The organism is Telmatocola sphagniphila, from assembly GCF_018398935.1.
GTDB classification, from domain to species: Bacteria; Planctomycetota; Planctomycetia; order Gemmatales; family Gemmataceae; genus Telmatocola; species Telmatocola sphagniphila.
The window spans coordinates 854,165-880,341 of record NZ_CP074694.1 but is presented as its reverse complement, the minus strand read 5'-3'; the positions used below and the strand labels follow the sequence as shown (position 1 = coordinate 880,341).

Sequence of the window (26,177 nt, the reverse complement as noted above, 5' to 3'; positions counted from 1 at the left end):
CTAACTTTCGCCCGATTGACTCGATATGCACACGCCACGACGAATACTACTGACCGTGCTGGGACTCTCGCTGAGTATCCTCGGATACTTCGTCTACGCACAACTCCTGGGTCGCGTCGATGGCCTGCCGCCGTTGCCGGAGAGATTCGCGCAGGTCGCCGATCAGCAGGAGTTCATTCCTCCCACCACTCGATCTCCCATCGAAGAGCAATTGATCGTCGCGTTTGGCGCTAACTGTGCCGAACTCGATTACGGGATGAAGATGAATCTGGGTTCGAAGGGGGTCGTTCTCGCGGCCACCCTGGAGAAACAGTCGAATGGAAAAGCCTTCTCCGATGACGGCCGTCTATTTGCTTCGCCGCTGAGTATAGCCGTCTTCGGCAAAAACAAAGGCCCGGATGGCATGCAGGAGATAACCACGCTTCATTCCGACCGGGGTATTCTCACTTTCGATTCCCCGGTGCACAGTATTGCCGAGGCGGTGGGAAAGAAGGTCATTCGAGCCGACATCATTTCCGATCCCGAAATTCCCGTGAAGGATGCGCGAAAAGGTCGGATTCACATTCGCAACAATCGGAAAAGTCAAACTCCCGATGACGACATTGAAATCATGACCGTCGGACCGATGTTTTACATCGACAACCATAAGGCGGATGTTCCCGCGATGGTCACGACCGATGCGATTATGGAATTGTACGACTGGCAAAATAATCGCTCCATGACGGGTAAGTTTAAAGTCGGGGGGAAAGTTCCTACTCTGCTGGCTCGAGGTATGCGCATGTACCTGAAATCCGACGCGGAACCCGACCCGAAAGTTAAAAAGAAGGAAGATACCGATCGAAAAATCAATGGGGTCGATCACATCGATCTTTTATCTGACGTGACCATGAATTTCTGGTCCGATTCCCAATCGAATTTTCTTTCCGGAGGAAACGCTCCCCCTACCGCACCCGGCAAGAAGCCCGATGATTCCGATCTTTCAATAGTCCAGATCGAGACCCAAGGATCGTTTCATTACGATATGATCAAAGATATCGGCGTGTTCCATAACGCTCCCAGTCTGAACCCCAATCTTCCCAACTACGTGCGGGTCACGCGCAAAGCAAAAACGGAAAATTTAGATATCCTGAAGTGCGATCATCTGTTGCTTGAATTCGAACGGGTAAAGAACACACCTCCAGCCCCGGCGAATTTCAATTCGAATACCGCTCAGGCCGCTCCATTACCGCCTCCAACCACTCCGCCCAGCGATGAAACTCAGATGCAGATTAAACGGGCGCATGCCTGGGGATTGGCGATTGCCATTAGCTCAGACGCCGAAAAGCTGAACGCCTCCGGAAACGACTTGGTCTATGAGGCCGCTACCAGGACGACCATTCTCAAGGGCGCAAAAGATGAGGGCATCTACGCCGTGAAGGAAGGCAATGTGATGCGCGGCTTGGAACTCTATTTGAAATCGAACGCTCCCGTCAACGATGCTAAAGATCCTAAAGCCGCCCCGGCGAAAAATCCCGGCGGCAGCAATGGGATTCGAGAAGCTCGCGTCCGTGGCCCCGGAACGATCGGTATGGGGGAATTTGATACGACCACTCATTCCCACGTACAGAATGCCAACTGGAATGACTGGATGTATTTCGAGCGGATTGTGGAAGATAACCAACAGCTGCAATTTCTTCGCTTTACCGGCAAAGCCTCGTTCATCGATACCAAAGCCAAACAAAGTTTGAAGGGGGAAGAAATACGGGTCTGGTTAAAAGATAACGATCAGAACGGGACCCCGGTCGCGACTGTGCCGACTCCATTGAAACCCGTGACCGGCACCGAAACGGTTGCAAAATCGCAACCCAGACCCGTCAGACTGGAAGCCAATCAGCATGTATTTATGAACTCCCCCGACATGAACCTACGCGATGCGGATCAACTCTTCGTTTACATCAAAGATATCCCTACTCCCGGACCTGGTCCGAATCCGAATCTACAGAAACCGATGCCGCCGAGTTCAACACTCAACGGCAAGCCGAGCGGTCCGACAACGGCCACGAACCCGGCCGACAAGAACGCTCCTCCCAAACCCGAGGAGAAAAAAGACGAACCGATCTTTATCAAAGCCAAGCGCATGGATGCCTGGGTGCTGCGCAAAGATGGCAAGCACGAACTGGATAAAGCTATCTGCGTCGGAAACGTCGAAGTCGAACAAGCCCCCCCTGCGGATAAAAAAAATGAACGGGGCATGCTGATGCTCGCTCACATTCTGGAGCTTCAACACCACGGCGAGAACCTTCACACTCTGACCTTGAAGGCGGAAAATGATGTCGTGGCCCAGATCAAACCGGCCGAGTTGCACCGAGAAGAACTCTCGCTCAACGGGCCAATAATCGTGATCGATCAGCGCGACAATCATGCCCAGGTAATCGGACGCGGTGGCCTGCGAATGAAAACCAGTAGCACCATGCAAGGGGAACAGCTCAAGAAAGATGCCAACATTTTCATCTACTGGAAAGACAGCATGGAGTTCGATGGCGCCGGCAAATGGGCTCGTTTCATCGGTGCCGTACAGGCCGAGCAGGAAGATGGATCCGCGAAGGTGCTGAGCACGATCATGCAAGTCGATCTGGACCGGCCGGTTTACTTCAGAACCACCACACCGAACGACAAAACGAACACACCCAAAGAGAATCCCAAAATCGATCGCGTTCGGTGCGAACGGGGCGAAGTGAATCCGCTCAAGCCGAATGATGTCCCACAGGTGCTGGCTATCGAAGAAAAGTGGGAAAATAAAAAACTGATTAGCTACCAACGTCTGGTGGCCGAAGAGCTCGACTACGAAAACGTTCTGGACAACGGTAAGCCGATTGCCGCCCCCGTTAAGAACGCCCCACCCCCTCAGACTTACGGAAATACCAAAGCCCACGGGCCCGGAAAGATTCGAATTTTCAAAGAAGGGGGCAGCGATTTTCTCGATGGTACCTCCGGACCGAATAAACCGCCGCAACAACAACCGAAAAAGAAGGATTCTCTGCAAGGCGAAACCGAACCGGAAATGAAGCTCACCTGGATTGAGTTCGAACAGCAGATGCAGACTTTCGGCAAACAGAGAGCTAAATTCCTGGGGCCGACCACCGTGATTCACGTCCCCGCCAAAGATCACGAGATGAAGATCGAAAAGGGAGCCATGCTGCCAGGATCGATTCAAATGGACAGCAAAAAATCCCTCGAGATTTCGACAGTCGAAATGCTGGACGAATTGAAGCAAACGAAAACCTTCCATCGCATGGATGCCGAAGGGGATGTCCGCGTTCTGGGCGATGATATCGATGCAAACGCTGAAATCGTGAAATATGACGAATCGAAAACCATGCTGACCTTCATCGGCACTGGATCCAATCCCGCGCGTTTAATCCAATTCAAGGGAACCGGAAATGTGGCCAATACCCTGATTGGCGTCATCATCAAATACAACATCAAAACGAAAACGCCCCAGGTGGAACGAGGTTTCTCCAGTTCGTCAAATACCTCTCCGGGGTCTGGCAAATAGTCATCGGGTAACGAATTCGTCATGCTGCAAGTCTACCGCTGGGATAAAGACTCCAAAAAGTGCTGCCTGCTGGACGCCGAGCAAGTGAAGAATCTTTCCCTTGATCCCCAGCTATCGAAATCGGATTACTGGATCGATCTGGAATCTCCGACTCCCGAAGAGGAAGCCTGGATATTTGAAAAAGTCCGACCCGTGCATGCGTTAGTACTCGAAGATATTCGGAAACCGATCCGCGAGCCCGAGGTGGGGCCGCATCTGCCGAAAGTCGAGGAGTGGGACGATTATCTATTCGCGATTGTGAATCCTCTGAACCGGGAATACCTCAATCAGTGCGGCGATGAAATTCAACCGACGGAACGCCACCGCGCCTACCTGCAATTCAGCGCCGTTCTGACCTCGAATGCCTTGATCACTCATCACTACACGAAGTTATCTTGTGTCGATCACCTGAAAAACCGGCTATCGCACGAAGTGGCTATCGGCAATCGCGGACCCGATTATCTCTATCACTGGCTGCTGGATGATCTGGTGGATGAATGTGCCCCGGTGATCGACGAAATACTGGAAAGCCTGGACGATCTGGAACGAGAAATTCTGGAGCAACCGCAGCCGTCACTACTTCGTAAATTGCTTCGGCACAAATCGTTCATTGTCATTCTTCGCAAGACCATGATTCTGGAACGGGAGGTTCTGGCTCGACTGACCCGCAACGAATTCGAACTGGTCAGCCCCCAGGAAGTGATCTACTACCGCAACGTCTACGACCACCTCATCCGCTACACGGAAATGATTGAGGGCGCTCGGGAAATGATCTCGGATCTGATGCAAACTCACTTGGCGGCGGTGTCCAACAAACTGAATACGATCATGAAAGTGCTGACCATGATCTCGACGATCATTCTGCCTATGACGCTTATCGCCAGCATCTACGGAATGAACTTCGATGTCCTTCCCGGCAAGGAACATCCCGGCGGATTCTGGCTCTCGATACTGGCCATGGGAGGCTGCGGTATCATTTCCCTGATCTTCTTCCGATGGCGTCGCTGGCTATAAACCCTTGTCCGGAAAGGGAACAGTCGTATCCTAATGAGATAGTAAATCGTCAATTGAAAAGGACAACTATGGGCCGCAAACGCACGCTCAATCGTATGGATTACCGAGCCGATTCCGAAGAGGAAACGGAAGAAACCGAAGCCGAAGAAACTGAAGAGGAAGAGGAAGAGGGCGAAGAGGACGAGGCCGAAGCCGAGGGCGATGGTGAGTCCGAAAGCGAAGAGGACTCCGGTGGAGACGAGGAAGCCGAGGAACTCGACGAAGACGGCGAGCCAATTAAGAAGAAAAAGAAGGCCAAGAAGAAAGTCGTCGCCGTCGTTAAGCCGAAGCGCACCCGCGCGGCCAAGATCGTTCGTATGAAAGCCATCTGGGCCGTATTCGACAATTCCAGCAAACAGGTGGAGAAGTTCGAATACAAGGAAAAAGAGCAGGCGGAAGCTTTCATCGCCGAGAAATCGGGCGACAAGAAATCCTACTACCTGCAGATGCTGAAAGTTCCTTTGGAGTAATCCTCAGGTAACGGATAAATTCTCAAAGGGGGAACTGTTCAGACGGTTCCCCTTTTTGTTTACACATCAATCTCGTCGCTCGAAACTTTCATCGCATTGTTCATAATTTGCTCGTAACGAGCATTCGCATCTTTACCCATCAGTTGATCGAACATCTGATCCGCCTGCAGCGGATTATCGATTTCCACTTTCAGGAGAATACGGTTGCGCGGGTCCAGAGTGGTCGACTTCAGAACTTTCGCATCCATTTCCCCCAGCCCTTTGAACCGGCTGATCTCGGGCTTCGCATTCTGCCGGAGCTTGGAAAGAATCTCTTCCTTGTGATTATCGTCCTTGGCCCAGAAGGTCTCCTTGCCAACATCAATGCGGTAGAGTGGCGGCTGAGCGATATAGATGTGCCCTTTGCGAATTAAATCGGGCATGTGCCTGAAGAAAAAGTCCAGCAGCAGCGTCGAGATATGATGGCCGTCCGCATCCGCATCCATGAGGAGGATGATTTTTCCGTAGCGAAGCTTATCCATCATCAGCTTTTCGCCCGCGCCGGTACCGATCGCCGAAACCAGATCGTTGAGTTCCTGGTTCGTGAGGACCTTCGCCGTGCTCATTCCCTCGCTGTTGAGGATTTTACCGCGCAGCGGTAGCACGGCCTGAGTTCGATTGTCGCGCCCCTGCTTGGCCGAACCTCCGGCCGAGTCCCCTTCGACGATGAACAGTTCCGTCTCGGCCACATTGTTCGATTTGCAGTCGGCCAGCTTTCCCGGGAGACTCAGTCGCTTGCTACCCGCAGTCTTACGAGTCACTTCCTGAGCTTCGCGGGAAGCGAGGCGAGCTCGCGCGGCCATCTTGATGCGAAAGACTATCGAATCAGCGATCGTCTGATTGCTGTTCAGCCAGTTTTCCATCGCGGGCCGCATGAACCCTTCCACGGTGGCCGTCATTTCCGAGTTCAACAGCTTGATTTTCGTCTGGGCTTCGAACTGCGGATTTTTCAAAAAGACGCTGACTATGCCGACTATCCCTTCGCGGATATCCTCGGCCGTAATCGCCAGCTTATCCATGCTGATTTTGTGCGTTTCGATATAGTTGCGAATCGCCTTGGTCACGGCGTTCTTGAATCCGCTCTCATGAGTGCCCCCCATGGGATTGCGAATGCCGTTGGCGTAACTGCGGATCGAATCTTCAGTCGATTCGGTCCAGAGCACGGCCACTTCAATTCGCTCGCCGTTGTCCCGCTTGGCGTGAAACAAGTGCGGCGGAGCAATGACGGACTTTTGCGAGTCCGCCACGATTTTCGTCAGAAAATCGGGAACGCCGCCCGGATTATAAAGTTCCAGCGTTTCCTTGGTGATTTCATTTTTGAAGATGAATTTCAGGCCGCTGTGGATGTAGGACATATCGGTGAGACGGCTCTTGATCTCCTCCACATCGAATTTCACCGTACGAAAGATCGTCTCATCCGGCTCGAAGTAGATCGAAGTGCCGTGCCCGCGGACGGGTTCCAGTTTTTCCAGCTTGGTGGTTGGCTTCCCTTTGGAAAACTTCTGTTCCCATTCGAAGCCATCTTTTTTGATGGTCGCCACCAGTTTCTTGGAGAGGGCGTTCACCACTGAGGAGCCGACGCCATGCAAACCGCCGGAGTGGATATAGGCATCCCCTTCGCCGAATTTACCGCCCGAGTGGAGCGTCGTCAGAATGAGTTCCACACCCGGCTTCTTGAATTTCGGGTGAATATCGACCGGAATGCCTCGACCATTATCGGTAATCGTCAGCGCATCGCCGCTTTTGTGCAGCGTCACGGCAATGGTGTCGCCGTAGCCGTTGAGAAATTCATCGACCGAGTTATCGATAATTTCCCAGCACAGGTGATGCAACCCTTTGGAATCGGTACTGCCGATATACATCGAAGGGCGGACGCGTACGGGTTCCAGTCCTTCCAGAACCTGAATCGACTCTTTAGCCGTGTATTTAACGCTGCTGCTTGCCATATTTCCTCAAAAGCATCATTGCACTGGAAGATTCGACCTGAGATCGGATCAAAACTCGCTTATGTCAATCGAAGAGTTTGCCCTGACCATTCTTTCCCGACTTGGATTTTACATCCCCCGGCTCCCCGATGACTTCCCAATCGACGAGATCGATCGGCGGCGGATTGATTTTCACAAGCGTGGCGCGCTTCACGACTTCCACACCTTTGCCCCCCCGGCTGACGATTGGATTAGCACCCCTTCGGAATTCCTTCGTGATGCCACCGGAGGTTTCGACCGTCAAAGCATCGTGACGGTTCCCCACCAATGCGCCGCCGATGCAGGTATCTCCATCGGCCAGCTTGATGCCCATCACGCCTTTGCCCGCCCCCGAGAGAATATTGATCTGGTTGATTTCGAAATGGATGACATGCCCGTTGGCCGAAGCCAGAAAAATGCTCTCCTCGTCCCGAAGAACTCGGGCCATCACCACTTTATCCTTTTCCTCCAGCCGTACATAACGTCGGCCGGCTTTGGTCGACGCCTGCCGGAAAGGAGCAAAGGGGGTGCGCAACGTATAGCCGGCCGAAGTGACCGAAAGCAGATAGGGCCCGGCCGGATCCTGCTTGGATTCTGGTTTAGTCTCTTCCGGAACAAATCGGGGATCGGTAGTTTCCGCTCCCACGATCTTCACCTGGTCGTCGAGCTTGAAGAACTTGGTGATAGGCTCGCCATAGCCGGAACTGGCGGGGATTTCATTCATGCGCATCGTATACGCGGTGCCGTCGTCGGCGAAGAAAACCGCGTGATCGAGCGTACTGCCCGGAACCACTGCGATGACCTCGTCCCCTTCTCGAACGCGGGTGGTTTCGATCGAGGCCAACCGGCCGACGCGCTTGATCCAGCCGTCACGGGTGAGAACCAGATTGGTATTTTCGCGAACGATGTAAGCCTCTTCGTCGAACTCCAGCACATCCTCATCCGAGGCCATGCGAGTGCGACGGCGTTCGCCCATCGTTTCTTCCAGGATCCGCATTTCGTCCTTGATGACTCCCCAGAGCTTCGTCTTCGAATCCAGTATTTCTTGAATCCGTTTGGCTTCTTTCTTCTTCTCGCGCAGTTCATCCAGAATCTTCTGGATCTCCATGGTGGCGATCTTATAGAGCTGCGATTCCAGGATCGCTTCTGTCTGATCTGCATCCAATTCGAAGCGGGCGATCAGTTTCTCGGCGGCATCCTTCTTACCTGTGGAGTTGCGGATGATCTTGATCGCCTCGTCGAGCGCATTGAAGATAATCCGGAAACCTTCGAGGATGTGAATTCTTCGTTTCAGAATTCGAAGCTCGTACTCGAATCGCTTTTTGACCGTATCGAAACGGAAATCGAGGAAGTGCTGGAGCATTTCCTTCAGCGTGATCTGTCGCGGAATCAGGCTTCCGGATTCGTTGGGCACCAGACAGGTCAGATTGAAGGAGAAAGTATCCTGAAGCTGCGTATTCTTGTATAGGTACGCCATGACCATGGCCGGATCGGCATCCGGTTTCAAATCGATGGTGATTCGGAAACCATCTTTTTCGTTCGATTCATCAGTGACGCCCAGAGCCTGCGGCAGTTTACGGGCTTCGATGATCGCGCCGATATCCCCTTCCAGCTTACCGGCGTTCACGGCGTAAGGAATGGAGGTTATGACGATCTGGGGCTTCTTGGTCCCCGCCCCCTCCAGCTTCCATTCCCCTTGAACCTTGATGCTGCCGTTTCCGCACTCGTAGATCTTTCGCAGCGTTGTGCGGTCGCTGATAATCTTGCCGCCCTTGGGGAAATCGGGGCCCTTGATCTTATCCATGATCACGGCTGTGCTGGCGTCGGGTTGATCGATGAGCAGAATAGCCGCTCGAATGACCTCCCCCAGGTTATGGGGGGGGATATTGGTGGCCATACCGACCGCGATACCCGAGGAGCCATTCACCAGCAAATTGGGAAACTCGGCGGGCAGCACGACCGGTTCCATATGTTCGTTGTCGAACGTATAGCGTAGGGGAACCGTTTCCTGACGCAATTCGCGCATCAGGTAGGAAGCGGCCTTCGCCAGTTTGGCTTCGGTATAACGGAAGGCGCCCGGGCTGTCGCCCATGATCGAGCCGAAGTTCCCCTGACCGTGTACCAGGGGGACGAGCATCATCCAGTTCTGGGCCATGCGGACCAGAGCTTCATAAATGGCCGAGTCGCCGTGGGGGTGGTATTTACCCATCACATCGCCGACGATGGAAGCGCACTTTTTGGCTTTATTCTCGAAATCCAGTCGCAGTTCGTGCTGCATGGCGTAGAGGATACGCCGTTGCACCGGTTTCAGGCCGTCGCGAACGTCGGGCAACGCGCGAGAAGTTATGACCGAGAGCGCATACCGCAGATACCGTTCTTGGGTTTCCTTGGCGATGGATATTGGAATCGATTCCGGCATGAATTGCGAACCCTGTGCTAGTCGTCATTTCGTCAAAAGATGAATTTTACAGAGATTTTGAAGATCGGCATCGAAAAATACGCTTTCGGCTTGAGAGTTGCTTGCGTAAGAGGCGGTCCAATCCGAATGGATATTTGTAACTTGAAACACCTTCTGTGTCCGGCAAACCCCTAGAGAGGTCATCAGATCATCAAATTTTACATAGTGGAAATCGTGAATTTGATGACCTTAGAAGCCATTAAGACGCCATCCGTTCATTTTGCTTTGGAAACTCATGAGCCCGCAAAACCGCCTATCCTCCCGCCTTTTCATTGATTTGTGCTTCGATACCTCGCAGCTTTGCCAATAGCTCATCGAATGTAGGCTTCTCGCCGAAGATCATTTCACTCATGAGACGATAATCTCGTTCTAATTCGGGCAAACGAGTTTTAGGTGGCACCAGACAAAGTGATCCCGGCCTCGCCTCCGCATACCGCGCCCATGCAGCAGGGAAAAAGATCTCCTTGTGTTTAGCCACCTTCAAGAACAGCTCAATATCCTTGATTGCCGCTTTTCCAATCTCGTGTTCGTGAAGCCGAACGACGTCGAAATAATGTCGCGACTGTCGATCCCGGAATTTTTTACGCGCGGGAGCGTGATGCCACATGTGCAGCAATGTGATTTTTTCCCAGAATGTTCGCTCGGCCGCCAGAACATCAACCCGACATCCAGGCTCTTTGAGGATCGAGGGAAAATCCTGGGATACATAAGGCACGATTGTGGCATCCCGTGCAGGCCAGTTCTCCGATCTTGCCCCTATCTCCAGTCGAACTGAAGAACGGATATACGCCAGAGCATCGGTTTGCCCATCCTGGCTGGTTGTCGGGTAGTGGAACAACAAAGTCTGACCATCCTGGTCATCCGCAGCCAACTGAAGATTCCAGGAGGAATCCCAGGATTCGCCCAAGGCATTTCTGAACGATTCGTGGAGTCTGGGCAAGAGTTGGTTCCGGATCACCCGCTGGCAGGTTTCTTCCAACGCCTTTAGACCCTGTTTTCGTTTCTTTCCGGAAGACGCTCTTTGAGGATCGTTGTCACCCGCAAATCCCAGCCCCGATCTATCGAAAGACAAATCTACATCTTCAGAAAAACGATCAATGATACCAAATACTTTGGACAGGGAAGTACCGCCTTTGAAAAGCAATCCGGATGGAAGCTCCGGCAGGCTGAAAATTCTTTTAAGTGTCCAGCACACCCAGAAATCTTTTTCAATGATCGCCGCGGTCAGACCACGAGATCGTGCAGATTCCCTGAACAGATCACTTCGATCAGCTATCGAAAGTCGGGCGACGTCATCCATTTTCAGCAACTCTGATTTCGTCCTGAGAGATCTTTGAGATCGCAACTGCTATCCAATCCGTCGTGTAACGTGCATCTGAAAGCAACGCTCTTCTTTGCTCTCGGGTGAGGGCTTTGCGAATCAAACCAATCACCTTTTCGTCCACAATTCCTTGCCCGAGATGGCGCAAGGCTTGAAAAACCATCGCATTAATCGGGCTTCCTAAAGGCAATTCCTTTGGAGGAACGTGACGAATTTGGATCGAAGTGCCTCCCACTTTTACCTGGCGGGTTCGTCCATCAGTCAGGTAAACCAATTTCGCTGGCACCTGGGTCGTTAATCCCAAGCGGTTCGCGGCCACAGCCCCCGATGGTACAACTCGACTCCCCGTCTGACGTGCCAGGGCCGCCGCGATCTCATCTAGGTCTGGCCCGAGTGGTATCCCTAAACGCTCGTTTATCCGCGGATAGTGGTATAAACCTCTTCCCAGCCTCTGAATATTTCCTTGGCGAACCAACCGAGAAAGCGATTGATCGGCCGCAGCCCGGCTGCCTAAGTCCAGAAAATCTTTAGGTATAAAGACTTTCCCGCGACCTTCGCGGCGAATCCGCTTCAAAATACTGTCTTGAATCGTACCAGTCATAATTCCATTCCTGTCAGAAAAATGTACACGTTTTTCTGACAGAAAGCAAGCAATTAAGATGTGACAATTCCGAAGCAACCGTCTGACAAATGGGTATTTAGGGCAAACCATCCAAATGGAATCTAGCAAGTGTTTCAAGGGTTTCTGATCGAAAAAATGGTCAACCCGAATGGGCACAACCGGCCCTCTTCTCAAAAACTATTCTGATTATCGCAGGTTGTGCGATTCACTACAAACACTGTTGCATATGGAATTTAGAACACTTCTGAAATTCGAAGAAACTCGACGAGTGCGGATCTTCGAAGTTGGCGACATAACGGGGCGGTCTAAACGCAAACAACCCGAAAATTCGGGTTGTTTGGCGTTCGGAAATTGGGATTCTTCTACTTCAACTTTTTCACATCAACCGGATGATCGGACGGATAAAGTTGAGCAATCTTCTTCAACTCGTCGTTATAGGTTTTGCTGATCGGCTCAAATCCTTGCAGCTTGATCATCCGAAGCAGAGCAAGTGCATTGGCATTTTTCGAGGCACCAATCAACCCATTGGTCATCTGATCGACCGTGTTGGGGTTCAATTTTCCTTTACGGTAGGCGATGCAAGCCGCCGGGAAAACTTCGGAAGAACACATCACTTTTAGGTTCGAAGCCCGGCCCGGCTGATTATTCTGGAAATATTCCCAGCTGGCCGAATCGGTCAAAGCCATGGAGGCTTTGCCGTTGATCACATCGTTCAGAGCGTCTTCGATGGTTTCCGGACAGTATACCCCATTCAGCTTACAGTCGTCGCCGAGGCATTTTCGGACTTGCGACTGGAAATAGAGCAAAGAATGATCGACGAAGCCATGTGGCAATGCAATCTTGCTATCCTTCAAATCGGCAATACTCTTGGCTTCGTTGTCGTACTTGACAATGAAGAAAGCCTGTTGTGTTTTGTGCAGCGGTGCCGAGCAGACCATCGGTTCGAAATCGGGATATTTTTCCTTGGCCCAGGCAAATTCATGCCCGAGGAACACGGCGACTTCATAATCCCCCTTCTCCAGCTTTTCCGCCACCGAAGCCCAATCGCGATCGTGCGTCACCAGGCTATTCATGCCCGTCGTATCGTAAACGATCTTGTTAAACGGGGTAGAAGTGAACTTCAGCAGGCTACTGGGAACATTGCGGAAGATGCTTTCCGGAAATGCGATACGAACATCATTTTTCTTTAAGGAAGCCGGAACGATAGGAACGTTCGGCTTGATGGGAGTTTCTTGAGCGGAGACCGGGAGAGTAAATCCCGTGCCTGCCAGCAAAAGGCAAGCACTTCGAAGTAAGAGCCGTACGATCATCGGGTAAGCCTTAGATTGGGGGGAAGACCGGTGACTTATTTCTGAATCGGATTATCGACCCGGATAATTCACACGAATTCCGCCCGCAGTGATTCTTTCCAAGTTTGCCAGAGCAACGATCTGCTCGATGAGGGCTTCATTGAATCGAGCATTGGCCAGGGTGGAGGACGCTTCCCCCGTCAGAATGAGACTCTCATCCAGTTTGTTCCCCTGGGCCTTACGAAGGCGTTCGATCATTGAAATCCCGGTTTTTGAAGCCACTTTCGTTTCGGCAACGTTGGAGGTCGCTTCCCGATATTTCTGGAAGGCGTTTTCCGCTTCCAAGGTTAGCAGTCCCTTGGTCTTCTCCAAAAGAGCGGCGGCGTACTCGCTATAAGCGGCGGCCTGCGCGGTTCGGGACTCTTTGGTTCCAACCAACTGGGCCGGCATACGAGGAGCCAGAGCTTCCGGACGATAATTCGCTTCCTTACTGCCCGTGGGGATCGGAATCGAATGAATATCGCTCCCCTGGGCAAAGGTCGGAACTTTCCGACGGAAGTGCCCCGACGACTGCGCCAACACTTCGAGTTTGGTAACTTCCAGACCCACTTCCGCCAGCTTGATCTCCGAACGGCGGCTGGTGGCATGGCTCAGAACCGTCTCGCGAGTGATCTCCGCCTTAATTTCCGGCAGCTTCTCGTCGGCGATTTCCAGAGGTTCGTTCGGACCAATTCCCATGGCTTCCCGCAAAGCGGCGAAAGCTTGAAGAATCCCAGCTTCCGCCTGATTCCGTTTGATGATGGCTTCGCTGCGTGCGATCACCAGTCGATCTTCCGTATTCTTGTTAATGTCCTTGTTGCCGCCGTCCTTGCTGTTGACGATGGCCTGAACCTGGGCGAGATAGACATCCAGTTGGATGGCCAGTTCCTTCGTGAGCTTGTATTGCTCGCGGGCATAAATCACCATGTAGTAGGTTCGAACTACCGAGTAAGTAATCTCCTGCTCGGCTGCCTGAATTTCGGCCTGAATGGCTTCTAACCCCGTACAGGACTGCTGCTTACGAATCTCGAGATCCGGTGTTAGGAGTGAACCCAGTCGCCCGACATCGTCCAACCCTTTTCGCCCCCACTGCGCGGCATTCAAAGCCGCCCGGGCCGCTTTCAATGAAGGTGCACGTTCCATGCCGATAGCCAGGCATTGGCCCAGCGTATACTTCTGCACAGCCGGTGCGACCTGAGCTACCGGTGCGGGTTCCTGCTTTTTGGAAGTCTTCTTGAAGACGTCATCCGCGAAGGCGGCGGATGTACCCAATGCGCCAGACAAAGCCAGTGCTGCGAATAACGATTTGAATCCCCACTTACAAATTCCCATGGTCATGGCAAACCCTCACTTTATCTGGCTTCTACCATTTCTGCCTAAATTTCCTATTCGACGCTCTAGGGGGAATCTCTAAATATCGGTTTAGAGGTCTCGCTATTTTTCCCATTTGGACTTCGCCGGTTGCAAACAGGGTAACGAATATGCGGGCGCCGAGATTGAATGCAGTCCGCGAAAAGTAGGCTGGGTAATTTATGCTCAACAATATGACGCCGGCGGTAAGCCGGGCATTAGATTACGCCCGATCGCAATCATCCCGATTCTCTTCTCGAGATTTACTGGTGGGTTTACTCGAAGAAGAAGGGCTGGTCTGGGAAATATTTGAAAAGAGCGGCTACCAGCCCGGGGCAGTAAAAGAAACGCTGCGGCAACAGGCCGATGCCGAGTTTTTGAGAGGATACGATCTGCTCCAGGGAGCGGGGAAGCCATTCGCTTCCGAGGGGTATATGGATTTGACCTCGAACATGCTGCTCTTCGACCTGATCGAAGCGGATGAAGAACTGAAGAAAATTCTTCAAGAAACTGTAGGAAATTTTCAGGATTTAGTGAAGTCGATCGCTCCGCCCGAAATGAAGGCCATCGAGGCGGAACATCACCTGGAACTTGTCGATACGCCTGATCATCAGGCCGCCTGGCGTGTGATCGATGCGAACGCGAACCGGGTGCGGGAGAGCTTTCGCGTGTTGGATGATTACAGCCGGTTCGTTCTGAACGATCCGCACCTGACTCAGACCGCCAAATCTTTAAGGCACGATTTCGCAAAAATCGTGGAGCAGTTCCCGGCCGGCCTCGTTTCCTCGCGAGATACCGACTACGATGTTGGTACGCAGATCCAGGCGGCGGGCGAGTATCGGCGCAATTCCACGGCGGAGATCGCGATGGTGAACTGCAAACGATTGCAGGAATCGCTGCGAAGTTTGGAGGAGTATCTCAAAATCGAATCATCGGCTTTGGGCCAAGACTGCGAACAGCTACGCTACCAGTGCTACACTCTCGAGAAGATGCTGGCCGTCCGACAGGTTTCTCCTCAGAAATTATTCGACGCCCGACTCTACGTTTTGCTGACTGGCTCCGAGTGCGAATCCTCTCTCGAATGGACCATCAAGGAAGCGGCCGAAGGGGGAGCGACCATGTTCCAACTTCGCGAAAAAAATTTGGAGGATCGAATACTCCTGGAACGGGCCCGCGCAGTCCGACGTTGGACGCGCGAAACCCAGACCCTGTTCATCGTGAATGACCGCCCGGATATTGCTCGGCTTGTGGAAGCCGACGGCGTTCATCTCGGACAGGACGATATGCCGCTTACCGAAGCGCGAAAATTGCTGGGGATTCAGTCGATTATCGGTGTGAGTACGCACGATATCGTACAGGTTCGCCAGGCGATCCGGGATGGAGCCAACTATATCGGAGTGGGTCCCACATTTCCATCGACCACAAAGGCCTTCGATGCCTTCCCTGGATTGGACTTCGTGAAGGCCGTGGCGGCCGAAACCACCCTGCCGTTCTTTGTAATTGGGGGAGTCGATGCGAATAATACATGTGAGGTGGTAAAAGCTGGGGGAAAGCGTGTGGCGGTCAGTTCCGCCCTGGCCAAGGCAAAAGATCCGCGATTGGCTGCATTGAAACTGGTCCGCTTACTTGGTGGGGAATCGTGATCTACACTTCCCCGTCCGTACTCATTCACCGAATGGAACCAGAATGGAAGGCCTCCGCGAGTTTCTGGAATTCGTACGCGAGAAGCACTTGGCGAAAGATAATCTGCCGGGGATTCTCGTGATTGCGATCGGGTGTCGAATTCGCCGTGCGGATCGAGTTCTATCGGAAGGTTCGAACTGGCGGGTGCTGGCCGAACTTTTGCGTCAGATCCGTTGGGATCGCCATCAGGTCACCGAGTTGGGTCAGGAGGTCAAAGATCTGCCGCCCAAGGATCGGACCAAGTTCTGGTATGTCAGCATATCGAAAGCAGATCTGACCTCCGTCGCGGCCCGCGAGAATGCTGTGCGGTTGGCGAATCAACTGGCCGAGTACGGATTCCAGATTGAGGTGGGCCGGGGCAAATAAAAAAGGTCCGGCAAGCAATTGCACCGGACCTGGAATTTTGATCGAAAAGTCGAGCGGGACTTAGTAGCTGCCGCGGCCACCGCCGCCACCGTAACCACCTCGGCCGCCACCACCACCACCGCCGCCGCCACCGTAGCCGCCACGGCCACCGCCGCCGCCACCGTAGCCGCCTCGGCCACCACCACCGCCGCCACCGCCACCGTAGCCACCACCACCACCGCCGCCGCCCGTTCGAGGTTCGCGAGGTTTGGCTTCGTTAACAGTCAGGGTACGGCCCTGGAACATCGCACCGTTCATGGCCGCGATGGCTTCGTCAGCACCGCCGGCCATTTCAACGAATGCAAAACCACGTGAACGGCCCGTTTCGCGGTCGATCACAACTTGCACCTTTGACACCTGGCCGAACGCACCGAAGGCCGCTGACAGGTCTTCGTTGGTCGTCGAAAACGGGAGGTTTCCGACATAGAGATTCTTCGCAGACATAAAAACCCTTCAACCCGCGATTCCGCAGAATCGCTTACGCATGGACATAAACACCGGGGAAGCTGACGGAAAACGGAAGGCGCGAGTCGAACATCCAGCATATCCAGAAACGGAAAAAGCGGAAGTGGTCTCTATCAGCGTCGATCCGAACGGGACTTCTCAATCTCCTACGATAAGCACGCGGTAGCCATGAACTTTACCAGTGGGCAGGCATCGTTCTACTTCAAAAACCGTAGCCATCAACGAAAACGAAAGTCGGGCACGTTTCTTCCCTGTGTCTGAACCATCAGACACTGTGTGAATCATAATGGAAATTCCTGTAAATGATAGAGGAAAATGAAAAAAAGTTTTGCACAATCTGAACTTGTTAAATAAGGAGATTTTAATCGACTAAAACCCCTCATTTCCAAGGATTATCACTTACTGGATTTCAAAAAAGCGACCAAATCGGCCAACTCTTCCAGGGTCATCTGCTGATCCAACCCGGCGGGCATTATGGAAACCTTGCTCGGCTGCATTTCTTCGATATCCGTTCGGGCGATTCGAGTCTCCCCCACGGCCCCCTGGATCAGTACCACTTCCTGAGCATTTTCCCGCTTGAGAATTCCGATGTACGTTTGTCCCGAAGAAGTTGTCACTTTAACCGATTCGTAACTGCGTACGATGCTGGCACTCGGAAAGACAATCGATTCCAGCAGGTCACGTTCCGTGCGGATCCGGCCAATGTTAGTCAACTCCGGACCGACATTCCCCCCCAGGTATCCCATCGTGTGGCAGGTGATGCAGGCTGCTTTCTGGCTGTTGAAGATAAGTTGTCCCTTGCGGATATCGCCCTTTTTCATCTTCGTCATCATCTCTTCGAGCTTCGCCTGTTGTTTCAGCAATTCGGTATCGATCAGGGCGTAGAGTTCCATTTCCTCTTTCGCGAGCGTCGGACCGAATTTTTTAAATAGCGATTTCAACGTATCGATTTGCAGGCTGGAGCGGGCCGTCCCCGACTTGAGAGCTTGAACCAGAGCTACCCCCACCTGCGGGTCACTCGATTTGTCAAAGGCCTCGACAAGTCGATTGATCTGCAGTGGTTCTGCTTTCTTCAGATCGTTCGTCAACTCAATCAGCTGGGCAGAACTGAGCTTGGCCTTGCGGAACACCTCCACGGAATCGGGCAGATTCTGTCGAGCAAATTGAAAGGTCGCCGCATCAAGTTCCAGACTACCCACCGGAATCGAAGCCAGCGCGGCAATGCGAATCTTAGCAGTTTTGGCTGTATCGGAAGCGAATAGAGCCAGTGACTTGGAAACTCTAGGTGCTTGGGCAGCGGAGAACTTCAAACTTCGTATAGTCTCAAACACGAATTCCTGATTGGAAGCCGATGGCTTTTCTACCAGAGCCACCAATGCTTCGGTCCAAAGGTCGGGTGTCTGCTTTAACCGGGCGGCGGCCAAAACTTTCAACGCCAAGGCTTGCGCTGGAGCTGAAGGGGATATCAGAGTTTCTGCTAAAACGCTCTGAATCTTGGGATCCGCCGCGAAACCCGCGAGGGTCTCTACATCCATGCTGCCCTTCTGCAACTGCGCTTTCACCACCTCCGCCAGAGCGTCGGCCCATTCCGGATGATGGGATGCCACCCACCAGAGAATTTTCGAAGTGACGGCTTTCTCTTCGGGTTTCAGCTCGTTCTCATTGACTTGGAGGAGATTTTTCCAACTCTCAACCGCGAGTTTCTTTCCGGGCATTTGGTCGAGCGCGATCAAGGCCGCTCGACGAACTTTGGGATTGGGATCCTGTGAGCCACCGGCCACACTCACGACATCGCCAATCTCAATCAGCGCAAAAGTCAGAGCATGCTCCAACACTCGATCCGCCGGTAGCGCAAGCTGTTTCAGCAGAACAGGCACAGAGGTGGCATCGCCGATGCGCCCCAAGGCTTCGGAGGCGATCCGCCGTTCGATGGGAGAGCTATTCGTCTCGCTGACGATTTTTCTGAGGGCGACGATCGCGTTGGAGTCTTTGAGAAGGCTGATGGAATTGAGAGCAGCCTGACGAACAGTTGCATCCGCATCATTTAACGTTGTCTGAATATAGGCTTTCGACTCGGGAGATGCCAGCCGTGCGGCCACCCAGACGCAATTGAGCCGTGCGATGGCAGTAAATTTTTGCTTTTGGACCAGTTCGAGAATGGGAATAGCCTTCTCTCCCCAAGTCGCCAGCAATTCCACTGTGCGTTTTCGCACGAATGGCCGGGGATCCTCCAAACGCTTGGCTAATTCGCTTTCGGTGGGGTCTTTCCAATTGAGTTTCAGACCCCGTGGGTCATCCACCTTTTGTGTATCGCTCTTACGAATGCGATAGATACCGCCTGTGATATCAGGCTTGGCCAACTGCGAAGTTGGGCAGCAGAGCTTGTACCAACCGCCCGTATCAATCACGAGCAAGCTGCCGTCGGCATCTTCCAGAACATCGGTGGGATGAAAATCGAAGTTATCGGAAATCAGAAAATCGTAATCGGTGGTTTTGAAAGTGGAACCGTTCGGCTCGAGAATATGCCGACTGATCTTGTGCATATTAAACTGTGCGGCGAACAGATTGTGCTGGTACTCCTCGCCGAAAACTTCGGATTCGTATCGCATCAATCCCGCCGGAGCGGCCGGCCCCAAATGGGTGAGTACCGGCATCAGTTCCGGACTGGTCCGCGGATGTCCCAGTATCGCATCATGATTTTTGCCATACACGCCGCCATAGATAGCATGCACCAGTCCATCGCGATTTCCACCGCCGGGGTGCTGAAAGAAAGTGGTGGTAAAGATCCGATCGCCCCCAGGCGTGAAAGCCACTTCCACCGGGTTATCCATGCCACCGTTCATGACGGCTTCCAAACCGGTGCCATCCGGTCGGCATCGGAAGATGTGGGCGGCGCGGGAAACGAACGGCTCTTTCCCTGGCCGTTCGTAAGTCTGCTTGGCGAAGGCTCCCTTGCACCAGTAAATCCAACCATCCGGACCGGCGTAGGGACCGTGCAAATCATTGGCACAATTCGTGAGCGTCTGGCCCTTGAACCATTCCTCCCGCTTGTCGGCCACACCCATACCGGTGGTATCGGTCAGCTTCCAGATGCTCGGCGGTGCAGCCACATAAAGCGAACCGTTGTTCCACATGGCTCCTTCCGGGAACATCATCTTATCGGCGAAGATCGTCCGTTTGTCGAACTTGCCGCTTCCCTGGGTATCTTGCAGTCGCAGTATACGATGGGGTTTCTTTAGAAGCTGTTGTTGGACTGGTTCGTTGGAACCGGAGGAATCGGCCACATAGAGATTACCGTTCTCGTCGAAATCGGCATGGATGGGCCGATCCACCAGGGGCGGAGCCGCAACCAGTTCAATTTCAAAGCCGACGGGCAATGTGAAAGTCTGTCCGTTGAGTTCCACGCGATGATAGCGCGGTGCCCGGCTTTGAGCCATCGCCGGACTGAAATTCCAGAATGCTACCAGACACAGAGATGAGAGAAATTTGACCATCGCAGCACCTCCAAATCCTATTGGAAGGAAATTGAACAACGCTCGCCGGAAGCGAACTTTTATAGCGATGCGAATGTTCTACGAAGCGGGCCAGGAATCCAAAGATGGTTCCCGAAATCTTTATCCGGGGAGAGTGGAGGAGCAGCCAATTTTAGAATTGTTCGAGACGATTCCTTCGTGATTCATGCACTACTAAAGCAATTCAAATTTTCCGGCACAGCAATTGCCTCTTAAATTTGGCAGAGAACATAGAAGGCTTTAACCCGAGGAAATTTATTATGGGACTAATCCTCCTGATTATCCTGATTCTAGTACTGTTCGGTACGGTGCCCGTTTATCCCCATTCTCGAAGTTGGGGTTACGGCCCATCCGGCTTGATCAGTCTTCTACTGGTGGTGTTGTTAGTGCTACTGGTCATGGGCACGATTCCTTGGGGATTCGGAACTAATACCGTTGTGGTTCCTTAGTTCCCTCTCAAGAGGGGATCGGCGGCTGGTATCGAATGTTCGCGAGACGTTCGAGTACCAGCCGTTTTCATTTTCAGTGATTCATTTTCAGTGAGATGTTCTGAAATATTCGACTTGCCCGATGTTGGCATGGATGCTGCAAGTAATATCTTTCATAACGATCCTTAGTAGAGAAGGGATTCGTTAACTTAGGCGGCAAAAAAGTGATGAGCAGCACTTCTTAGGAAGGTTTACTGACAGTTTGGGGTTTAGCACCAAAAAGTTGAAGTGAATCCTTCTAAGTCGCCTAAGAATAAGCAAGGCGGGTGGTTACCGAGTGACTTGATTGACACTCGATAACACACCCGCTGCTTTCATTTACAAAGCTTTTTCCTCCAGATCAGTACTGATGAGAATTTACCGGCACAGGCCTGCAGGCCTTCCGTGGCAAATCCCTGAGTTCGTTCACTTTTGAGCACTTGCGTGCCAACTTTATCGCGAACCCATGCCCGATTCCGAACTATCCGGTAAGATACTTCTCTTATTAGTTGTGCGGAAAGGAACCGGGGTTGATCGACATAGCTCTATTGGGTACCGGGGGAACCTTGCCCCTGCCCGGACGTTTTCTATCGAGCGTACTACTGCGACACGGCGGAAATCTCATCCTGCTGGATTGCGGGGAAGGTACCCAGGTCAGTCTCCGCAAACTCGGCTGGGGCTTGAAAGACATCGGCCATATCCTGATCACGCACTTCCATGCCGATCATATCGCCGGTCTTCCCGGCCTATTGCTGACAGTCGGGAACAGCGGACGGACGGCAGAGGAACCCCTGACGATTTTTGGCCCGCGCGGCCTGCAGCGGGTGGTCGATTGTCTCCGGGTGATCGCGCCCGTACTGCCCTTCCCCATTCATTGCATCGAATGGGATGGATGTTCCACCGTCGATTGGCAAATAAACGGATTGCGGATCTCGACCTGCAAGGCCGAGCACGACATGTTTACCATGGCGTACCGTTTCGATCTTCCCCGGCTTCCGGAATTTCAGCCGCAGCGAGCCAAGGAACTGGGTATCCCCGTGACATTCTGGAAGACCTTGCAAAAGGGCGAAGCAATAACCTTCGATGGGAAGACTATTACACCGGACGCCGTGCTCGGCCCACCGCGCCCGGGTCTATCCTTCGGTTTTGTAACGGACAGTCGGCCGCGCCGGACCTTCCACTCGTTCTTTCAGAATGTCGATCTGCTGATCACCGAAGCAACCTACGGGGATAATGCCGATCAGCAGAAGGCTATCGACAACAAACACATGACGTTCGCCGAAGCGGCGGATATGGGGATTAAGGCGAGCGCTCGCCGGTTGTGGTTTACCCACTTCAGCCCGGCCCTGCCCAACCCGGATTACTTCCGCCGTAATGCAGAGTCGATTTTCCCCGAAGTGGTACTGGGGCAGGAACATATGGCGATTACTTTGAACTTCCGTTCGTAAAGGGGAAACTCGATGGGTCGTCCCTTTCATCGCCGCCGGCATCGAAGCACGCCGCAGGGGCAGCACGTTCCCGTAATGCTGCCCGAAGTACTATCGACCCTTCAGCCCAAACCGGGAGACATCGCCGTCGATTGCACTCTCGGTTTTGCCGGCCATTCCTTCGAGCTGTTGAAGCGGATCGGCCCGGACGGCAAACTCTTTGCTTTCGATCTGGATGCCGAGAATATCGAGAGTGCGAATGCCAAGCTGAGCGAAACCGGTTTCTCCTTTCAGCTTACACACGGCAACTTCGCTGGTTTTCCCACGGCGTTAGAAGGTCGGGAAGTCGATTGCCTGTTGGCCGATCTCGGTATGTCCTCCATGCAGATCGACGACGCCAGCCGGGGCTTCAGTTATATGCGCGAAGGCCCGCTGGATATGCGTATGGATCGCTCTCGCGGCAAAACGGCTGCACAACTTCTTCAAACGCTCGATGAGGAAGAACTGGCCGAGATGTTTCTCGAAATCGGCGATGAACCGCAGGCGGCCGGCATTGCTCGAGCCATTATCGTCCGACGTCAAACCGAGCCTTTTGAAACTACACAGGATCTGCGCGAACTGATACTGAAAGCCGCCCCCGTCAAAATTCTTGAAGATCGCAAAGCCGGTACTGCCCGCCAACAGACGTTCCGACCGGTTGCCCGAGTGTTTCAAACACTTCGGATTGTGGTGAACCGAGAGCTATCGAATCTTCAAGAACTGCTGCGAGTTCTCCCCTGGACGCTGAAAGCCGGAGGGCGGGCGGCCATCATCAGCTTCCACTCGGGGGAAGATCGACTCGTGAAAAAGGCATTCAAGGAAGGCTTGGAAAGAGGCGAATATTCAGAGATTTGTGAGGAGCCACTTCGTCCGGGCCTGCAGGAGCGGTTCGATAATCCCCGCTCCCGATCGGCAAAGTTACGCTGGGCGATCAAGTAGACGAATTAGCCTTTTTTGACCGTATTGTAGCGATCGCTGACCCAATCCCAATTCACGACCTTGAACCAGGCGTCGATATAGTCGGCGCGCTTGTTTTGATACTTCAGGTAATAAGCATGTTCCCAGACATCAATGCCGGTTAGCGGGGTGCCCGTGCCTTCGATAATCGGGTTATCCTGATTCGGAGACGAGGCGACTTTCAACTTTCCTTCCGGAGTCAGCACCAGCCAGCTCCAACCGCTGCCGAACCGACCCATGGCCGCCGTCTTGATCAGCTTCTGCAGATCTTCCAACGATTTGAAGGTTGAGTCAATTGCCTTGGCCAGTTCGCCTTTAGGTTTCGTTCCGCCCTTACACATGGTCTGCCAGAACAGCGAGTGATTGTAGTGTCCGCCGCCGTTGTTGCGAACGGCCGATTGAATCGCTTCGGGAAGTTTCTTGTAACCGGCGATCACTTCATCGATCGTCTTGCCCTGCCAATCGGGAGCCGAAGCCAAAGCCTTGTTCAAATTAGCGACATATGCGGCGTGATGTTTGTCGTGATGGATTTCCATCGTCATCGCATCGATGTTCGGTTCGAGAGCATCGGTCGCATACGGCAACTTAGGCAGTTCGAATTCCTTGGCGGCCTGACTGACACCGGGCAGCAATAAGGAACCAGCGGCCACCCCTGTGACGGCCAGAAAGTCTCTTCGGTTCATAGCATTCCTCCAACGGATATTTTTAATCGTGCAGCAAGAATATCCTTATCTTTCATAGGTTCGCGTGAAGAATCAAGAACCATTTCCAATCTTTTCAGCGGCCAGTACGAATTCACTGGACTAGGAATATCCCAAGCACTAATTCGATTATTAAGGCGCACTCATGAATCTGCCGAATCCGTCCCATCCCTCGATCGATCTCTCGCCCAATACGATCTCCATCGGAAAGTACCTCCTGGATCGGCTTCACGAATTAGGCGTGAGGCATATGTTCGGCATCCCCGGCGATTACATTCTCGGATTTTTTAAAATGGTCGAGGAGAGCCCCATAGAAATGGTGGTTACGACTAACGAACTGGGGGCGGGCTACGCCGCGGATGCGTATGCCCGAATTAATGGGATTGGTGTGGCCTGCGTGACGTACGCGGTCGGTGCTTTTAGCTTATCCAACGCTGTGGCTTCCGCTTACGCCGAAAAATCGCCGGTGGTGATTATCAGTGGTGCCCCGAGTCTTAAGGCCATCAAGCGCAATCAATTGCTTCACCATATGGTTGGGGAGCACGATACCCAGCAGGGGGTATTTGAAAAGCTGACGGTGGCGAACACGTTGTTGAAAGATCCGCTGACGGCTTTCCGGGAGATCGATCGGGTGTTGAATGCCTGCCTTCGACACAAACGGCCTGTCTATATCGAACTGCCGCAGGATCGTGTACACCACGTGCCGAGTTATCCGCACACTCCCATTCATGAAAATCCGGTCAGTGATGAGGATGAACTGCGGGAGAGCCTGGCCGAAACCTACACCATGCTGATGGTGGCGAAATCGCCGGTTATCATTGCGGGCGTGGAACTGAGCCGCTTTAAACTGGCGGATTTGGTTCTTCAATTCGCCGAGAAAAATGGCATTCCCATCGCTTCGACCTTGCTCAGTAAATCGGTCATCCCGGAACGGCACTCGCACTATCTGGGGGTCTACCAGGCCGCGATGGGACGGCAGAGCGTGACCAAGTTCGTCGAATCCTCGGATTGCGTTCTGATGCTCGGTGCGATGCTTACCGACATGGACACAGGAATCTTCACGCATAATCTCGACGAAAATCGGGTGATTTTCGCCACCAGCGAAGTCGTTCGAATTCGCTATCACCATTATCGCGACATCCTGCTTCACGAATTTGTAAAGGGATTGCTGACCCAGCCGCTTCCCAAATACACTCGGGCGCTGCCGAGCGAAAAGAATCCGATGTCCCAGGCATGGCAAGCGGAAGTGTCCCAAAAAATCACCGTCCGGCGGGTCTTTCAGAAGGTGAATTCCCTATTGAATGGCAAGTTCCGTGTGATCGCCGATCCGGGAGATGCCTTGTTTGGGGCTGCCGATCTGACCGTTAATGAAAGTGCGGATTTCCTCGGTTCGGCGTTCTATGCGACTCTCGGTTGGGCCGTCCCAGCCGCGATCGGGGCCCAGACTGCGGAACCGGATATTCGACCGATCATATTGGTGGGGGATGGGGCCTTCCAGATGACTGGCATGGAATTGGGAACTACACGACGCAGCGGCCTCTCGCCGATTGTAATTATCCTGAACAATAAAGGCTATCTGACGGAACGATTTATATTAGAGGGCAAGTTCAACGACATTCCCAATTGGAATTATCACAAACTCCCTGAGGTGATCGGATCGGGAATCGGTTTCGAGATTCGTACCGAAGGTGAGTTGGACCTGGCTCTGGATGCCTCCTTGAAGAATATCGATTCCTTCAGCATCCTGAACGTCCATATCGAAGCGGATGACTACAGTGCCGGCTTGCGAAGACTGGGCGAAGGTCTTGCCAAGAAACTGTAGTTCGCCTGCTAAAAGATTTAATAATTCCGCAGAGATTCAGGTCACTTCGATGTGAATCTCTTTCTGATCTTCCGTGATGGTATAATGGAGATTGGCCGTATCCGGATCCATCAGTTTCTTCATAACTGGATCGAAACTCGGCAGTTTACCCGCGTTGTGTTTGTCCTTCCCATCGGAAGAACTTCCGAAGCTTTGCGGGGATTCGGTCAAACTGACTTTCACAGCGCCCGGCACCACGTCGGTGATGATAAACTTTCCACCTTCGTGAACGATTGCCGTCCAGACCAGCCCTTTGTCGCCGTGAAACTTTACGATGCCATTATCGAGAGGTTTCCCCTTTATGGTAATGGTCCCTTCGAGGGTAACCCGTTTCACTTTTTTCTCGCCGCAGCCAAGAAGAGCAACGCAGCAAACCAAAAGTACGCTAGTAGACAGGAAAGAGAAACGCATGGGAGAGATTTCCATTGGGAATGCGAAAAGCAGAGGGGATCACCTCGCGGCCCTTCCCTCTGCGTGGGTA

At 52.9% G+C, this 26,177-nt stretch carries 18 protein-coding genes and 1 pseudogene; 9 read left to right on the top strand and 10 right to left on the bottom strand.

Annotated elements, in window-relative coordinates; genetic code table 11:
- Nucleotides 1–25 precede the first annotated feature (25 nt).
- The 3 genes from KIH39_RS03750 (at nt 26) to KIH39_RS03740 (ending at nt 5,097) form a co-directional block, all read left to right on the top strand.
- Nucleotides 26–3,535 carry a hypothetical protein gene (locus KIH39_RS03750; protein ID WP_213497932.1) on the top strand — a complete coding sequence of 1,170 codons (3,510 nt, stop codon included), beginning with the start codon at nt 26–28 and terminating at the stop codon, nt 3,533–3,535.
- Between the two features lie 21 nt (nt 3,536–3,556).
- Nucleotides 3,557–4,588 (top strand): magnesium/cobalt transporter CorA, encoded by a 1,032-nt coding sequence (gene corA / locus KIH39_RS03745; RefSeq protein ID WP_213497931.1) that lies wholly within the window; start codon nt 3,557–3,559, stop codon nt 4,586–4,588.
- A gap of 68 nt (nt 4,589–4,656) precedes the next feature.
- Nucleotides 4,657–5,097, top strand: a complete 441-nt coding sequence (locus tag KIH39_RS03740; RefSeq protein WP_213497930.1) for a hypothetical protein — start codon at nt 4,657–4,659, stop codon at nt 5,095–5,097.
- 59 nt (nt 5,098–5,156) lie between these two features.
- On the opposite strand, the gene KIH39_RS03735 is transcribed toward KIH39_RS03740, so the two are convergent.
- From KIH39_RS03735 to KIH39_RS03710, 6 genes are all read right to left on the bottom strand, one after another.
- Nucleotides 5,157–7,082, bottom strand: a complete 1,926-nt coding sequence (locus KIH39_RS03735) for a DNA gyrase/topoisomerase IV subunit B (RefSeq protein ID WP_213497929.1) — start codon at nt 7,080–7,082, stop codon at nt 5,157–5,159.
- Between the two features lie 64 nt (nt 7,083–7,146).
- Nucleotides 7,147–9,519, bottom strand: coding sequence for a DNA gyrase/topoisomerase IV subunit A (locus KIH39_RS03730; RefSeq protein WP_213497928.1), 2,373 nt, complete (start codon nt 9,517–9,519; stop codon nt 7,147–7,149).
- 292 nt (nt 9,520–9,811) lie between these two features.
- The gene (locus KIH39_RS03725; RefSeq protein WP_213497927.1) at nt 9,812–10,858 is read right to left on the bottom strand and encodes a nucleotidyl transferase AbiEii/AbiGii toxin family protein; all 1,047 of its coding nucleotides are present in this window, start codon (nt 10,856–10,858) and stop codon (nt 9,812–9,814) included.
- Nucleotides 10,851–11,657, bottom strand: a complete 807-nt coding sequence (locus KIH39_RS03720; protein WP_213497926.1) for a DUF6088 family protein — start codon at nt 11,655–11,657, stop codon at nt 10,851–10,853. Before KIH39_RS03720 ends, KIH39_RS03725 begins: the two co-directional genes overlap by 8 nt.
- Before the next feature lie 206 nt (nt 11,658–11,863).
- A complete protein-coding gene (locus tag KIH39_RS03715) occupies nt 11,864–12,811 on the bottom strand; it encodes a phosphate/phosphite/phosphonate ABC transporter substrate-binding protein (protein ID WP_213497925.1) in 948 nt (315 codons plus the stop codon).
- A 51-nt stretch (nt 12,812–12,862) separates the two neighbouring features.
- Nucleotides 12,863–14,167 (bottom strand): TolC family protein, encoded by a 1,305-nt coding sequence (locus KIH39_RS03710; protein ID WP_213497924.1) that lies wholly within the window; start codon nt 14,165–14,167, stop codon nt 12,863–12,865.
- Nucleotides 14,168–14,361: 194 nt separating this feature from the next.
- Here KIH39_RS03710 and KIH39_RS03705 point away from each other — a divergent pair, with 194 nt between their 5' ends.
- Both KIH39_RS03705 and KIH39_RS03700 read left to right on the top strand, forming a co-directional pair.
- Nucleotides 14,362–15,822 carry a thiamine phosphate synthase gene (locus KIH39_RS03705; protein WP_213497923.1) on the top strand — a complete coding sequence of 487 codons (1,461 nt, stop codon included), beginning with the start codon at nt 14,362–14,364 and terminating at the stop codon, nt 15,820–15,822.
- Between the two features lie 43 nt (nt 15,823–15,865).
- A complete protein-coding gene (locus tag KIH39_RS03700) occupies nt 15,866–16,228 on the top strand; it encodes a hypothetical protein (RefSeq protein WP_213497922.1) in 363 nt (120 codons plus the stop codon).
- A 60-nt stretch (nt 16,229–16,288) separates the two neighbouring features.
- Here the strand turns inward: KIH39_RS03700 and KIH39_RS03695 are convergent, their stop codons facing one another.
- Nucleotides 16,289–16,711 (bottom strand): RNA recognition motif domain-containing protein, encoded by a 423-nt coding sequence (locus tag KIH39_RS03695; protein WP_213497921.1) that lies wholly within the window; start codon nt 16,709–16,711, stop codon nt 16,289–16,291.
- Between the two features lie 416 nt (nt 16,712–17,127).
- Nucleotides 17,128–20,226 (bottom strand): PVC-type heme-binding CxxCH protein, encoded by a 3,099-nt coding sequence (locus tag KIH39_RS03690; protein ID WP_213497920.1) that lies wholly within the window; start codon nt 20,224–20,226, stop codon nt 17,128–17,130.
- 278 nt (nt 20,227–20,504) lie between these two features.
- On the opposite strand from KIH39_RS03690, the pseudogene KIH39_RS03685 reads away from it, so the two are divergent.
- The 3 genes and pseudogenes from KIH39_RS03685 to rsmH all read left to right on the top strand — a co-directional run.
- A pseudogene (locus tag KIH39_RS03685) lies at nt 20,505–20,654 on the top strand (DUF3309 family protein); the annotation flags it as partial.
- 587 nt (nt 20,655–21,241) lie between these two features.
- Nucleotides 21,242–22,159, top strand: coding sequence for a ribonuclease Z (locus tag KIH39_RS03680; protein WP_246539512.1), 918 nt, complete (start codon nt 21,242–21,244; stop codon nt 22,157–22,159).
- 12 nt (nt 22,160–22,171) lie between these two features.
- Nucleotides 22,172–23,116 (top strand): 16S rRNA (cytosine(1402)-N(4))-methyltransferase RsmH, encoded by a 945-nt coding sequence (rsmH, locus tag KIH39_RS03675; RefSeq protein ID WP_213497917.1) that lies wholly within the window; start codon nt 22,172–22,174, stop codon nt 23,114–23,116.
- Nucleotides 23,117–23,121: 5 nt separating this feature from the next.
- Here the strand turns inward: rsmH and KIH39_RS03670 are convergent, their stop codons facing one another.
- Nucleotides 23,122–23,817 (bottom strand): superoxide dismutase, encoded by a 696-nt coding sequence (locus tag KIH39_RS03670; protein WP_213497916.1) that lies wholly within the window; start codon nt 23,815–23,817, stop codon nt 23,122–23,124.
- A 163-nt stretch (nt 23,818–23,980) separates the two neighbouring features.
- On the opposite strand from KIH39_RS03670, the gene KIH39_RS03665 reads away from it, so the two are divergent.
- Nucleotides 23,981–25,657, top strand: a complete 1,677-nt coding sequence (locus KIH39_RS03665) for an alpha-keto acid decarboxylase family protein (protein ID WP_213497915.1) — start codon at nt 23,981–23,983, stop codon at nt 25,655–25,657.
- A gap of 36 nt (nt 25,658–25,693) precedes the next feature.
- On the opposite strand, the gene KIH39_RS03660 is transcribed toward KIH39_RS03665, so the two are convergent.
- Nucleotides 25,694–26,107, bottom strand: a complete 414-nt coding sequence (locus tag KIH39_RS03660; protein ID WP_213497914.1) for a hypothetical protein — start codon at nt 26,105–26,107, stop codon at nt 25,694–25,696.
- Between the last annotated feature and the right edge of the window lie 70 nt (nt 26,108–26,177).